General features: G+C 69.3%; 13 protein-coding genes. 6 read left to right on the plus strand and 7 right to left on the minus strand.

Features of this window, described 5'->3' with window-relative positions:
- Nucleotides 1-3 precede the first annotated feature (3 nt).
- Together V5E28_RS30640 and V5E28_RS30645 are read right to left on the minus strand one after the other, a co-directional pair.
- Nucleotides 4-1731 (minus strand): S9 family peptidase, encoded by a 1728-nt coding sequence (locus tag V5E28_RS30640; protein ID WP_442945889.1) that lies wholly within the window; start codon nucleotides 1729-1731, stop codon nucleotides 4-6.
- 190 nt (nucleotides 1732-1921) lie between these two features.
- Complete coding sequence (locus tag V5E28_RS30645; RefSeq protein WP_336212046.1) at nucleotides 1922-2914, minus strand: putative RNA methyltransferase; 993 nt, start codon at nucleotides 2912-2914, stop codon at nucleotides 1922-1924.
- Nucleotides 2915-3012: 98 nt separating this feature from the next.
- On the opposite strand from V5E28_RS30645, the gene V5E28_RS30650 reads away from it, so the two are divergent.
- The 3 genes from V5E28_RS30650 to V5E28_RS30660 are packed head-to-tail and all read left to right on the plus strand — an operon-like array spanning nucleotide 3013 to nucleotide 5935.
- On the plus strand, nucleotides 3013-4236 hold the full coding sequence (locus V5E28_RS30650) for an ABC transporter substrate-binding protein (protein WP_336212047.1): 1224 nt from the start codon (nucleotides 3013-3015) through the stop codon (nucleotides 4234-4236).
- Between the two features lie 17 nt (nucleotides 4237-4253).
- On the plus strand, nucleotides 4254-5114 hold the full coding sequence (locus tag V5E28_RS30655) for a carbohydrate ABC transporter permease (protein WP_336212050.1): 861 nt from the start codon (nucleotides 4254-4256) through the stop codon (nucleotides 5112-5114).
- Entirely contained in the window at nucleotides 5114-5935 is an 822-nt protein-coding gene (locus V5E28_RS30660) for a carbohydrate ABC transporter permease (RefSeq protein ID WP_336212052.1), read from the plus strand. The genes V5E28_RS30655 and V5E28_RS30660 overlap by 1 nt, the downstream gene beginning before the upstream one ends.
- Here V5E28_RS30660 and rho read toward each other — a convergent pair.
- Nucleotides 5928-7034 (minus strand): transcription termination factor Rho, encoded by a 1107-nt coding sequence (rho, locus tag V5E28_RS30665; RefSeq protein WP_336212054.1) that lies wholly within the window; start codon nucleotides 7032-7034, stop codon nucleotides 5928-5930. The two genes, V5E28_RS30660 and rho, sit on opposite strands and share 8 nt — an antisense overlap.
- Nucleotides 7035-7385: 351 nt before the next feature.
- Here rho and V5E28_RS30670 point away from each other — a divergent pair, with 351 nt between their 5' ends.
- Entirely contained in the window at nucleotides 7386-7526 is a 141-nt protein-coding gene (locus V5E28_RS30670; RefSeq protein WP_336212056.1) for a hypothetical protein, read from the plus strand.
- A gap of 9 nt (nucleotides 7527-7535) precedes the next feature.
- Nucleotides 7536-8276 carry an MBL fold metallo-hydrolase gene (locus V5E28_RS30675; RefSeq protein ID WP_336212057.1) on the plus strand — a complete coding sequence of 247 codons (741 nt, stop codon included), beginning with the start codon at nucleotides 7536-7538 and terminating at the stop codon, nucleotides 8274-8276.
- A 9-nt stretch (nucleotides 8277-8285) separates the two neighbouring features.
- Here V5E28_RS30675 and V5E28_RS30680 read toward each other — a convergent pair whose 3' ends face one another.
- Nucleotides 8286-10187, minus strand: a complete 1902-nt coding sequence (locus V5E28_RS30680; RefSeq protein ID WP_336212058.1) for a sensor histidine kinase — start codon at nucleotides 10185-10187, stop codon at nucleotides 8286-8288.
- 118 nt (nucleotides 10188-10305) lie between these two features.
- A complete protein-coding gene (locus V5E28_RS30685; protein ID WP_336212059.1) occupies nucleotides 10306-10662 on the minus strand; it encodes a hypothetical protein in 357 nt (118 codons plus the stop codon).
- Between the two features lie 93 nt (nucleotides 10663-10755).
- On the opposite strand from V5E28_RS30685, the gene V5E28_RS30690 reads away from it, so the two are divergent.
- On the plus strand, nucleotides 10756-11283 hold the full coding sequence (locus V5E28_RS30690; protein ID WP_336212060.1) for a DUF6886 family protein: 528 nt from the start codon (nucleotides 10756-10758) through the stop codon (nucleotides 11281-11283).
- Here the strand turns inward: V5E28_RS30690 and V5E28_RS30695 are convergent.
- Complete coding sequence (locus tag V5E28_RS30695) at nucleotides 11249-12220, minus strand: ketopantoate reductase family protein (protein ID WP_336212061.1); 972 nt, start codon at nucleotides 12218-12220, stop codon at nucleotides 11249-11251. The genes V5E28_RS30690 and V5E28_RS30695 overlap by 35 nt on opposite strands.
- A gap of 19 nt (nucleotides 12221-12239) precedes the next feature.
- The gene (locus V5E28_RS30700) at nucleotides 12240-12965 is read right to left on the minus strand and encodes a glycosyltransferase family 2 protein (RefSeq protein ID WP_336212063.1); all 726 of its coding nucleotides are present in this window, start codon (nucleotides 12963-12965) and stop codon (nucleotides 12240-12242) included.
- Between the last annotated feature and the right edge of the window lie 272 nt (nucleotides 12966-13237).

The following is a 13237-nucleotide window of genomic DNA, read 5'->3' on the forward strand; positions in this document are numbered from 1 at the left end:
GCCTCAGTGGCCGCGGGTGCTCACGTGCTTGCGGGCGAACTCGAGCTGGAGCGCCGTCTGCGCGAGGCGTTCGGCGACCACCAGGTTCCCGCGGACGGCGTCGTAGGTGTAGACCTCGTGCTCGCGGCCGTGCTCGGCCAGCTGGGCCACGTACTTCTCGATCTGGCGCAGCGGGCAGCGCAGGTCGTTCTCGCCGGCGAGGATCAGCACGGGGCTCTTGACCTGGTCCACGTACGTGATCGGCGAGCTGGCGGCGTAGCGCTCCGACTGCTCGTCGGGCGAGCCGCCGAGCAGCGCCCGGTGATAGGCGCGCAGGCTCTCGGCCTCGTCCTCGTAGGAGGTCTGGTGGCAGGCGATCGGGACGGCCGCGATCCCGGCGGCCCACATGCCCGGCTGCGTGCCGAGCCCGAGCAGCGTGAGGTAGCCGCCCCAGGCGGTACCGGCCAGGACGAGCCGCTCGGGGTCCACGATGCCGCGCTCGACCACGTACTGGCGAACCGCCGCCACGTCGGACAGCTCGATGTGCCCGACCTCGCCGTGCAGCGCGTCGCGCCAGGCGGAGCCGTAGCCGGTCGAACCGCGGTAGTTGACCCGGACGACCGCGAATCCCGCGTCGACCCAGGCCGCCACCTCGGGGGAGAAGGCGTCGCGGTCGTGCGTGGTCGGGCCACCGTGGAGCAGGAAGACGGCGGGGAAGGGCGCGACGGAGTTCTCCGGCCGGGAGACCAGCACGTGGACGCGCCCGCCGGGTCCTTCGACGTCGAGGTCCTCGACCGGGACGCTCGGCGGGGCGGCGGGGCCGCCGGCGTTCATCACGACCTGGCCGTTGGTGGAGCGGATGACGGGCGGGCGGGAGGCGCTCGACCAGGAGTACTCGACATGGCCGCCGGGGCGCGGCGTCGCCTCGTCGATCACGCCGTGCGGCGTCTCGATCAGGGTCAGCCCGCCGCCTGCCAGGTCGTAGCGGTGCAGGTAGGTGCGGGCCCGGTCGTCGCGGCGCAGGAGCAGGCCGCGGCCGTCGTGATACCACTCGGCGGTCAGGTCGCCGGAGTCCCTCAGCCAGATCTCGCGCTGCTCTCCGGTCACCGGATCCCAGACGAGGGGCTCGTGGCGCTGGCGGCGCTCGTGCAGGGCGAGCATGCGGCGGTCGCCCGGCACCGGGGCGAACGTGAGGCCGATCACGCCCTTGCCGGCGCCGTCGTGGAGCTCGCCGACGACCTCGCCGGACTGCCGTACGACGCGGAGCGCGGGGTGGCGGAAGTCGCCGTACTCGCCGTGGTTGATCGCGACGAGCTCGCCGTCCATGGACATGTCGGAGACCCAGGCGGCCTCGGCGTGCTCGTACAGCAGGCGGGAGGGCTCGCCTCCGGCGATCACATGGATCTTGAACGTGCCCTCGCTGGCGAGGGTGATCGCGGTGACTCCGGTGGGCGACATGGCGATCCCGCCCGGCTGGCCCGGTGCCAGGTCGGGGGCGGCCGGCTCGTTGGGGCCGCCGGTGAACGGCTGGCGCCACCACATGCCGAAATCGTCGCCGTCGGTGTCGGCGAACCAGTAGATCCACTGGCCGGTGGGGTCGATGGCGGCGTAGGCGGTGCCTTTGGGCCGGTCGGTGACCTGGCGGGTGGCGCCGGTCGCGCGGTCCCAGGCGTAGACCTCCCACGTGCCGGTGACGTTGGAGCGGTAGATGGAGCGGTTGGGGGCCAGGCGGGCCCAGGATGGCAGCGACATGCGCGACGCTCGGAACCTGGCTTGCCAGCGTTCCTCGGCCTTCATCCGGCGCGCCCCCTCCCTCTGCGTGGCCCCTGCCTTCCGGCGTGGGTTGCCGTCCAGTATTGCGCCTGTGTCGCGGAAATACTCCGGGAATGTGGGGGAATTTCGGACTAAATGCCCCATCAGTAACACGTGTCTCAGATGTCCGTCAAGCACCATCGCTTGATCGGGATGTCACCTCGAAGGTAGATAGGTGAAACTCAGCTCTTGTTACGACTTTTTCCCGGTTCTTTGCGACACTACGGGAGAAAAAGCTCGAAATACGCTCCTGTAGCCGGGATGTGTCAGTGTGCCACGCGCTGGGGCCCATCCCCACCACCGCGAGCACATCGGCCGGCCCGAGCTCCATGTCGAACCCCACCTCCTGCCGATCCGTCTCGGTGAACCCCTCCAGGCTGCGAGCCACCCGGCGCTCCTTGTCCGCGTCCACGGAGAGCAGTCCCAGCTCCTCGACCAGCGGGCTCAGATGCTCCGGCGCGGGCGTCACGACCAGCACCGCGCCGCCCGGCCGCAGGATCCTGCGGAACTCCGGCCCGTTGCGGGGCGCGAACACATTGATCACCACGTCGGCCGTCCGGTCCAGGATCGGCAGTGGCCGCCAGACGTCCGCCACGAACGCCCCCATCCGGGGATGCGCCCGCGCGGCGCGGCGTACAGCATGTTTGGACACATCGAACGCCATCCCCACGCCCCGTGCCGTCGCTTCGAGGACGGCCGCCAGGTAATAACCCGTCCCGGCGCCCGCGTCGACGACTATCGGCCCCACCAGTCGCGTTTCATGACCGAAGCTCACTTCGGCACCACCGTACGCCTTCACGCTCCCGTCGTCAGGCGAGTGTGCGAACGATTCGGTACGAAAATCAGGCGGAACCCGCTCGCCCTCGATCCTGGCGCGCACGGACCGCGCCAGGGCCCGCGCGAGTGGCGCGTAGTGGCCCGCGTCCAGGAAGCCGGCGCGGGCCTCCACCATGGCAGCGCTGTCGGCGGTGCCCGGTGGCCGCGAGCCGACCAGCAGGCTGACGTACCCCTGCTTGGCGACGTCGTAGCCGTGCCCGTTCGCGCACCTCAGTGATCGGTGTTCGAGCCGCACCGGCTGTCGGCAGACGGGGCAGGCGAGGTGTTCGACGATGTCGGCCAGCATCCGCCCATTGTCGCCGCCGGATCCGCGTACATGACACGCGCCCGGCGGGGCAGTGAGATCCGCGCGGGGGCGCCCATCCGGACCTTGGGAGGCAAGTCGTGAAGCGGACGGCCCTCGTCCTGACCGCGGTCCTGCTACTGAGCGCGTGCGGCTCCGGCGAGCCGGCCGATGATCGGGTGAAGCTGGAGTTCTTCCAGTTCAAACCGGAGGCGATCGAGACCTTCGACCGGATCATCGAACGCTTCGAGGCCGCGCACCCGGGCATCGACGTGACGCAGAACCACTCACCGGTCGCCGAGAGCGCCATCAGGGCACGACTCGTCAAGAACGACATTCCCGACGTCATCGCGCTGAACGGCAACGGCGTCTTCGGCGAGCTGGCCTCCGCCGGCGTCTTCTACGACTTCGCCGCGATGCCCGGCGCCGCCGGCGTCAGCCCGCCGATCCAGCGCATCCTCGACGACCTCGGCGTCTACAGGCGGGGCGAGCGCAACGGGCTGCCCTTCTCCTCGAACGCGAGCGGCGTCATCTACAACAAGGACCTCTTCCGCCGGCACGGCGTGGAGGTGCCCACGACCTGGTCGCAACTGGTCGCCGCGGCCGAGACGTTCCGCGGGGCCGGGGTCGATCCCTTCTACGTGACCCTGGCGGACGCCTGGACGACCCTGCCCACCTTCAACGCCCTGGCGGCGAACCTGTCGCCGCCAGACTTCTTCACGCGGCGCGAGGCGGGCCGCACGACCTTCGCCGAGGCGTACCCGCCGGTGGCGGCCAGACTCGGCGAGCTGTTCGGGTACGGCCAGCGCGACAGGTTCTCGCGCACCTACGACGACGGCAACCAGGCCTTCGCCAAGGGCGAGGCCGCGATGTACCTGCAGGGCAGCTTCGCGCTCCCGGCGATCAGCGGGTTCGAGCCCGACTTCGACATCGGCACGTTCGCGCTGCCGGCGGGCGAGGACCCGTCGGCGACCCGGCTGGTGTCGGGTGTGGACGTGGCGCTGACGATGGCCAGGGAGCCGGAGCATCCGGAGGAGTCACTGGCCTTCGTCGAGCACCTCATGAGTCCGGAGGTGATGGCGGCCTACGCCGAGGAGCAGCAGGCCGTGCCGCCGACCGTGGACGCGGTGTCGGACGATCCCGCACTCGCCGGGTTGATGCCGTACTTCGAGAGGGGGCGGCTGACGGGCTACGCGGACCACCACATCCCGCTGACCGTCCCGCTGGAGCAGTTTCTGCAGCAGTACGTGATCGACGGCGACCAGGCGGGTCTGCTGCGCCGCCTGGACAGCGAGTGGGACAAGGTCGCAGCCCGCCGATCCTGACGCAGGAGGACGCCCCCATGACAACCGCCAGGACCTTCTACTGGATGGTCATCCCGGCACTCGTGCTGTTCCTGATCTTCCACACGCTGCCGGTGCTGCAGGGCTTCTACTACAGCCTCACGGACTATCCGGGCTACGGCGCCTACGAATTCGTGGGGTTCAGGAACTACGCGAGCCTGTTCCAGGACGACAGGATCCTGGACGCCTACCTCTTCACCTTTCAGTTCGCGGTCGTCGCCACGGTCCTGACCAACGCCATCGCGCTGGCCATCGCCCTCGGGCTGAACGCGCGCATCCGCTTCAGGACGACGCTGCGCGGGATCTTCTTCATCCCGAACGTGCTGGCCATCCTCATCGTCGGCTACATCTTCAACTACCTGTTCGCCAACTCGCTGCCGGCCATCGCCGAGGCGCTGGGCATCACCGCGCTGAGCACGAACATCCTGGTCAACCCCGACCTGGCCTGGCTCGGCATCGTGTTGGTGGCCACCTGGCAGGCCGTCGCCTTCAACATCATCATCTACCTGGCCGGGTTGCAGACGATCCCCGGCGACGTGCGCGAGGCCGCCACGGTGGACGGCGCGGGGTCGTGGCGGCAGTTCAGGTCGATCGTCTTCCCGCTGATCGCGCCGTTCTTCACGATCAACATGGTGCTCTCGCTGAAGACCTTTCTCCAGGTCTTCGACCACATCGTGGCCCTGACCAACGGCGGTCCCGGCACCGCGACCACGTCGGTGTCGCTGCTCATCTACACCGGCGGCCTGGAGGGCGGCGAGTACGCCTATCAGACGGCCAACGCCGTCGTCTACTTCCTCGTCATCGTCGCGGTCTCCGTCTTCCAGCTACGTGTCCTGCAACGTCGTGAAATGAGTGCCTGATGGTTCACAAGGGTGTGAACTGGTGGCTTACCGCGTTACTCGCCGCCTGCTCGCTGACCGTCCTGGTCCCGCTGTACTTCACCGTGGTCACCGCGCTGAAGAAGCCGGCCGAGCTCGCCGGCGCGGGCTTCGACCTGCCCGACGACCCCCAGTGGGGCAACTTCGCCGAGGCGTGGCGGCTGACGGACTACCCGCAGGCGGCGCTCAACAGCGCCCTCGTCACGGTCGGCGCGGTGCTCCTGACCCTGCTGACCAACTCGCTGGTGGCCTACGCGATCGCCCGCAACCTGGAGCGCAGGCTGTTCAGGGGGCTGTACTTCTACTTCGTCTCGGCGCTGTTCGTGCCGTTCCCGATCATCATGCTGCCGGTCATCAAGCAGACCTCTGCGCTCGGCCTGGACAACCAGCTCGGGCTGATCTTCCTCTATGCGGTGTACGGCCTGGCCTTCAACATCTTCCTGTACGTCGGGTACATCAAGTCGATCCCCCGGTCCCTGGAAGAGGCGGCACGCACGGACGGCGCGAGCACCTGGACGGTGTTCTGGAAGGTGATCTTCCCCTTGCTGGCGCCGATGAACGCCACCGTCGGCATCCTCACGTTCCTGTGGGCGTGGAACGACTTCCTGCTGCCCCTGGTGGTCCTGTCCAGCCCGAGCGCCAGGACGCTCCCGCTGGTCCAGTACGTCTTCCAGAACCAGTTCAACACCGACTACACCACCGCCTTCGCCTCCTACCTGATGGCCCTGGCTCCGGCGCTGCTCGTGTACGTCTTCGCGCAGCGATGGGTGATCTCCGGCGTGCTGCGAGGCGCTATCAAGTAGTGGCGGCCTGAAGGAGGAAGTCGGCGTTGGACCTGGTCTCGCGGAGCTTGCCGACCAGCAGCTCCATGCCCTGCTGCTTGTCCAGGGCGCCCAGCATGCGGCGCAGTCGCCACACCAGCTGGCGCTCCTGGGTAGGCAGCAGGATCTCCTCGCGCCGGGTGCCGGAGGCGTCGAGGTCGACGGCCGGGTAGAGGCGGCGCTCCGCCAGCTCGCGCACCAGGTGCAGCTCCATGTTGCCGGTGCCCTTGAACTCCTCGTACAGGCTGTTGTCCATCCGCGAGCCGGTGTCGACCAGCGCGGTGGCGAGGATGGTCAGGGAGCCGCCGCCCTGCACGTTGCGGGCGGCGCCGAAGAAGCGCTTGGGCGGGTAGAGGGCGGTGGCGTCGAGGCCGCCGGTGAGCACCCGCCCGCCGCCGGGCGCCAGGTTGTTGTAGGCGCGGCCGAGCCGCGTCAGCGAGTCGAGCAGCAGGACCACGTCCTTGCCGTCCTCGACCAGGCGCTTGGCCCGCTCGATGGCCAGCTCCGCGATGGCGGCGTGGTCGCGGTCGGGATGGTCGAAGGTCGAGGAGTAGACCTCGCCGTGAATGGAGGCGCGCATCTCGGTGACCTCCTCGGGCCGCTCGCCGACCAGGAGGACCATGAGGTGCACTTCGGGATGGTTGCGGGCGATTGCCGCCGCCATGGCCTGAAGGACCATGGTCTTGCCGGCCTTGGGCGGGGCGACGATGAGGCCGCGCTGACCCTTGCCGATGGGCGCGAACAGGTCGATGACGCGGGTGCTCAGCGACTCGGTCTCCAGGCGGAGGCGTTCCTGCGGGTAGATGGGGGTCAGCTCGGCGAAGTGCGGCCGGTGCCGCCACTCGGTCTCGCCGTTGACCGCCTCGACGCGGATCAGCTTGCCACCGGCCACGTCGGCGGCGACGTGGTCGCCGGGGCGCAGGCCGAGCTGCTTGACCTTGTCCGGATGCAGCCGGACGTCGTCGGGGGAGGGGAGGTGGTTCGTACGGATGAACGCGGCCTTCTCCCGCACGTCCAGCAGGCCGGAGACCTGCCTCGTGGGAGTGTGGGCACGCGGCTGGGGGATGGTGGTGACAGACATGGTGAACCCCTTGAGGGTGCGCCGAAACGGGTCGGCGGAGTGATGAAGAGAACCCGAGCCAGCCTCTGAAGGGGGGCGCGGGGGATACGGCGGAGCCGAGAGCTCAACGCCGCAGGCAACGTATCACACGTCGCTGTCCATGGAACGCCTAGCCCTGTTGGGCTATTCCCGGGGGGTTCTCGTGTCTTTCCACGCGTCGAGGGCAGCAGACCGTAACAATGTTCTTCTCACCTCGTGCGCCAGGTATTACCGCGCCAGGTGTGAAGAAGGACATGGAGCCGGCAAGCAATCTGCAGGATCTTTGCAATGCGAAGAGGTTTCCATGGAGAAAGAGAATCCTAGGGGGATGACATGAACAGCACCCGCTGCCCGCGTTGCCACAACGAGCTCGACGAAGGTCCGATCATGTACCGGTGCGCCCGCTGCTGCCGCGCCGTCTACGCCGCCGACCTGGAGAACGAGTACGTTCCGCGCCAGCCCGTAGCCGCCTAAACTGGGCGAATGCCGCACCAACCGAAGATCGTCGCCGGTGTCGAGGTGACACCGCTGTGTGACGCCGTGGGCCCCATGGGCGAGACGATCCGCAGGCCGCTGGCCGAGATGTTCCCGGGAGCGGGGCTGGCCGAAGCGCCGTGGATCCTCCACTTCCACTGCTATCTGCTCCGCGATCCCGCCGGCCGCCTGACGCTGGTCGACACGGGCATCGGCGGCGTCGACTCACCGGCGTCGAGCTGGGCACCGGTTCCCGGCACACTGGCCGGCGAGCTGGCCGCCGCGGGCGTCACGCCCGCCGAGATCGGCACCGTGATCCTCACCCACCTGCACAGCGACCACGCGAGCGGGGCCGTCGCCGACGACCGTCCGCTGTTCGAGAATGCCCGATACGTTCTCCAGCAGGCCGAGTTCGACGCCGCCGACGGACCGATGCTCGACCAGATCGTCACCCCGCTCAAGGGGCAGCTGCAGGTCGTCGACGGCGATGCGGAGATCGCGCCCGGCGTGCGCGTCCACCTGGCGCCGGGGCACACGCCCGGGCACCAGATCGCCAGGGTCGGCGACCTCGCGATGACCGGCGACCTCGTGCTCCACCCCGTGCAGCTCGACGACCCGGCCGTGCACTACCTCTACGACGACGACCCGGGCCAGGCCGCCGCCACCCGCGCCGAGGTGCTCGCCGAGCTGCGGGCCGAGCACGCCATCCTCGCCACCGCTCACTTCAGCGAGCCGTTTCTGCGGCTGTAGGCCCCGCCGCTACCGGCCGACCGGCACCGCCTGCTCGGTCAGCAGGGCGGCGGGCAGGGACACGCTCGCGGTCAGGCCGCCGTACGGCGACGGGCTGAGTGCGACCTTGATCCCGTGCCTGGCCGCCAGCCTGCCGACGACGAACAGGCCCAGCCGGTCGCTCTGCGCCAGGTCGAACTCGGGCTTCTCGGCGAGGCGGGCGTTGAGCTCGTCGAGCTCCTCCCGCGGCAGGCCGAGTCCGCGGTCCTCCACCTCGACGGTGAGGCCGTGCGGGGTCGTCGTGGTCCGCAGGTCCACTCTGGTCCGCGGTGGCGAGAAGAGCGTGGCGTTCTCGACCAGCTCGGCCATCAGGTGCGCGACGTCCGTGACGGCGGCGCCGGTCAGCGCGACGGCCGGCGGCTGCAGCACCTCCACCCGCTGATACTCCTCGACCTCGGCCACGGCGGCACGCAGCACGTCCATGATGGGCACCGGGTTGCGCCAGCCGCGGCCCGGCGTCTGGTCCGACAGGATGATCAGGCTCTCGGCGTGCCTGCGCATGCGGGTGGTGAGGTGGTCGAGCTTGAACAGGTCCTCGAGCGCCGTCGGGTCCTCCGTGCCCCGCTCCATGCCGTCGAGCTGCAACAACTGGCGGTGCAGCAGCGACTGGTTGCGCCTGGCCAGGTTGACGAAGACCTGGTTGACGCCGTGGCGCAGCCTGGCCTGGCTCACCGCGGCCTCCACGGCCGTGGACTGCACGTTGTTGAACGCCTGCACGATGTCGCGGACCTCGGCCGTCTCCGCCTTGACCACCAGGGGCGCCACCTCGGCCGCCGTGGGCGGCTGCGCGGTCGTACGCAGTCGTTCGACCAGCTTGACCAGCCGCACCTCCGCCAGCTCTGTCGCGGCGTCGCGCAGCCCGGCGAGCTCGCGCACCAGGCGCTTGCGGAAGCGCAGCGACAGCAGGATGGAGGCGATCACCGCGAGCAGGCCCACGCCGCCCGCCACGCCGATCTTGGTGAGGATGCCGGCCGCCGCGGGCGTGATGCGCTTGGCGAGGGCCAGGTTGGACTGGCGCTGGTTGCGCTCGGAGGCCTTCCACAGGTTGTTGGCGTCGACCGGCCAGGTGGCCGCCGCGGCGGGCAGGCCGTTCAGGATGGCCTGGCCCCTCATGGCGTCCTCGGCCTCCACGAACTCGGCGTACATGGGCGAGGCGATGAGTTGCTGGTACGGCGCGCGCAGCTCGTCGTCGAGGTGGGACAGCGCCTGGGCGTAGAGCAGGCGCCGGGTGGCGACCATGTCGGCGAAGGCCTCGCGCTCGCCGGGAGCCATCCTGCCCCTGCTGACGATCAGCGTGATCATCGCGCGCTCGCGGGACAGCAACTCCTTGGCCTCACCGAGCATGGCCAGTGCCCTGGCGTTGCGGTAGAGCGACATCTCGGGCACCAGGACCATCGCGTCGTACAGGCGGAAGGAGGCGTCGACGATCTGGCTGTAGCCGTTGATCAGGTCGAGCGGGCCGGGATTGAGGCTGTCCACCTCGCGCCTGAGCTGGGGGAGCTGGTCGAGCCTGCGGTTCAGGGCGGTGAGCTGGACGGCCATCTCGGGAGTGATGTTGGACTGCTCGCCGGCCAGCTTGCGGAAGGACTGCACCGCTTTGTCGGTGATGTTGCGCTGCACCTGCAGAGTGTTGGGGTTGCGCCGTGCCGTCAGGAACTGGATCGAGGACAGGCGTTCGTTCTGCAGGTGGGTGGTCAGTTCCTCGGAGGGGGCGGCCAGGTGCGTCGCCAGCTCGTTGGTCTCCAGCATGCGCAGCCCGTCGCCCGCGGTCAGGCCGGCGGCGAACGCCCAGAGGCCGACCAGGGAGGTCAGGGGGACGAGCAGGAGGATGAGGAGCTTGATCGCGATGGGACGGCCACGTGTGGGGGGCATGCGACCTCCGGGTGCATGATGAGAGCGCCTCGCAGATTACACCCCCGATGCGAGGAAAGCCGCGAATCACCCGGCAGGTCCTCTGGCGCGAGGACAGGTCGCCCTCGCGCCGGTGAGGCTATCGCGCGGTTTCCTCCGGGCGGCCCGCCACCAGTTGATCGTCGGTGGTGTGCTCGCGTTCGAGCTTCCGCTCCAGCTCCCGCTTCTCGTCCTCGAGCTTGGCCACGCGGTCGGAGGCGTCGGCCCGCACGCTGCGCAGCCGGCGACGGCGCTGCGCGGACCTGCGCGAACCCAGCATCATCAGCCAGATGCCCAGCAGCAGCACGCCCGCCGTGGCCGCGCCCGCGACGAACATCTCGATGTGGTTCGGTTCGAAGGTGTAGCCGAACAGGATGTACCTGGCGCTCTCCTCGGTGGCGACCAGGACGACCGCAGCACCGGCGAGCAGAACCAGTAACAGACCCAGAAAGATCATTTGAACTCACCCCTTGTCTCAGGCGAGTCCCAACTGCCCAGACTCCGGCGCGGTATGCGCGTCGAGCACGGGGTTGCGGACATGATGGCGTCCATGAGACCGGAGCCGGGCCAGGTGCTGCACTTCTCTGAGGACCCGACCATCGAGCGGTTCGTGCCGCACGTCGCGCCGACCTCGCAGCTGCGCGAGCCGTACGTCTGGGCGGTCGCCGCCGACCGCTGCCCCGATTACTGGTTCCCGCGCGCCTGCCCGCGGGCGCTGGCCTGGAAGGGGCCCAGGACCACCGCCGCGGACGTCGACCGGATCATCGGTGCGGGCTGCGGGGATCGGGTGCATGTCGTCGAGTACGGGTGGCTCAGGGCGATCATGGAGGTCCGGCTCTACGCCTACAGGCTGCCCGCCGAGCACTTCACACCCATCGGCGAGCCTCCGCACGCCGTCGTCGCGCGGGTGCCGGTGCGGCCGCTGGGGCCGCCCGAGCCGGTCAGCGACCTGTTCGAGCTGCACGAGCAGGCGGGGATCCAGCTCCGCGTGCTCGACAACCTCTGGCCGTTCTGGAGCCAGGTGACGTCGAGCACGCTGGAATTCAGCGGGATCCGGCTGCGGAACGCTCGTCGATGAGGGCGCTCAGCGTCTCCAGCGACATCGAGCCCGGCCGCAGCCGCTCGCGCGCGAACCTGTTGGCCTCGCGCTGCAGCACCTCGTTGGCCGGGGTGGGGATGCCGAACTCGCGGCCCAGCAGGACGATCTCGCCGTTGAGGAAGTCGGCCTCGATCGAGCCGGTGCTCCTGGCCAGGCTCTGCCAGGACGATCCGCCGGCGCGCGCCTGACCGGCGATCGGGAGCATCTGCACCTGGTCGCCGCGCAACTCGCGCTCCTCGGGGGGCGTGGAGTAGGCGAGGCCGGCCTCTTCCAGCACCGCCATGCCCTCCACCCTGGCGTGCTCCAGGATCTCGTCCACGCCGGACGCGTCGCCGGCGAGCGCCTCGACGGCGTTGCTCAGGTTGCTCAGCAGCTTGCCGTACTTCCAGCGCATCACCTCCGGCGAGGGCAGCGCGACGAAGGAGCTGCCGTCGAGGTCGGTGGCGATCTGCTTGGCCAGCTCGTCCGCGCCGTGCGGGTAGCAGCCGACATGCAGCAGCCCAGAGCGCGGGGAGCCGTAGCTCACCACGGTGCCGGGCTCGGTGTGGAGGGCCGGCAGCCACACGCACATGCCGTAGACCCTCTCGAACCGGCGCAGCGCGGTGCGCTCGTTCTCGACGCCGTTCTGGGCGCACACCACGGGCAGGTGCCTCGGCCACGGGTCGAGCGCGGTCACCGTGTCCTGCGACTTGGTCGCCAGGATCAGCACGTCGTCTTCGCGGACCGGCACCGGGCCGTCCGCCACCGGGATGTCCAGTCGCAGGTCGTCGTGGGGGGTGATCAGGCGCAGGCCGCCGCTCCGCAGTGCCTCGTAGTGGGCGCCTCGGGCGATCAGCAGCACCTCGTGCCCGCTCTGGTGCAACCGGGCTCCGATGGTGCCGCCGACCGCTCCCGCTCCAATCACGATGTAACGCATGGTCAGAGGATGTCACTGCTCACTTCGCGAGCGCCACTTGGGTCCGGGGTGCGGCCGCGCCGCGAAATCGCTCACGCAGGATCGTCTTGAGGACCCTCCAGCCGTCGCGTACGGCGTGCAGGTTGCTCTCGCCGTGGATGCGGCAGCGCTCGTGGCTGGGCACCTCGTGGATGGCGAGCCCGGCCTGGACGGCGCGGACGTTCATCAGGGTCTCGATCTCGAAGCCGTCGCAGTCGAGGTCGAGAGCGTCGAGGTGGCGCGACCAGAAGGCGTTGTAGCCGTAGCAGAGATCCGTGTACGAGGTGCCGTACAGCAGGTTGGTCAGGCCCGTCAGGGCCTTGTTGCCGAGCGACCGCAGCAGGCTGAGGTCGTCGGAGCCCCCGCCCGGCGTGTAGCGGGAGCCCTTGGCGAAGTCGGCGCCTTCGACCAGCGCGGTGACGAAGGAGAAGATCTCTCTGCCGTCGGTGGACCCGTCAGCGTCGATCATGACGATGATGTCGCCCTTGGCCGCCGCGAAGCCCTCGATGAGCGCGTTGCCCTTGCCGCGCCTGGTCTGGGTGACCACGTGCAGGTCGGGGCGGAGGGTGCGCGCCACGGCGACGGTGTCGTCGCTGGAGTTGCCGTCGACGAGGATGACCTCGTCGATCCAGGAGGGGAGGGTCGCGAAGACGTGGGGCAGGTTGTCGGCCTCGTTCATCGCGGGAACGATGACGCTGACGCTGGCGGAGAAGGGCTGCCTGTTCATGTGACCAAGGTCCACCAGCGCACATGCAACTCACTTGACTCCGCCTTGCATTGATCGTGAACCTATGTGTTTTCCGGCATTCGACCAGGTCCTGTACACCTTCCTGTGACCTGGGGTCACACGTTCTCGCGGCCGTTCGCGGCCGACCTTGATCGGCTGCGGTCATTCGACCTTGACTAATCGGGTCAAATGTGCGCATCTAGCGCAAGAGTGGCAATCCGCCGGTGTGTCGCTCCACCGCCGCGCGCGGGCCGAGCAGGCTCACGGCCAAG

The sequence above is a fragment of the Nonomuraea sp. LPB2021202275-12-8 genome (assembly GCF_037044575.1).
Classification (GTDB): domain Bacteria; phylum Actinomycetota; class Actinomycetes; order Streptosporangiales; family Streptosporangiaceae; genus Nonomuraea.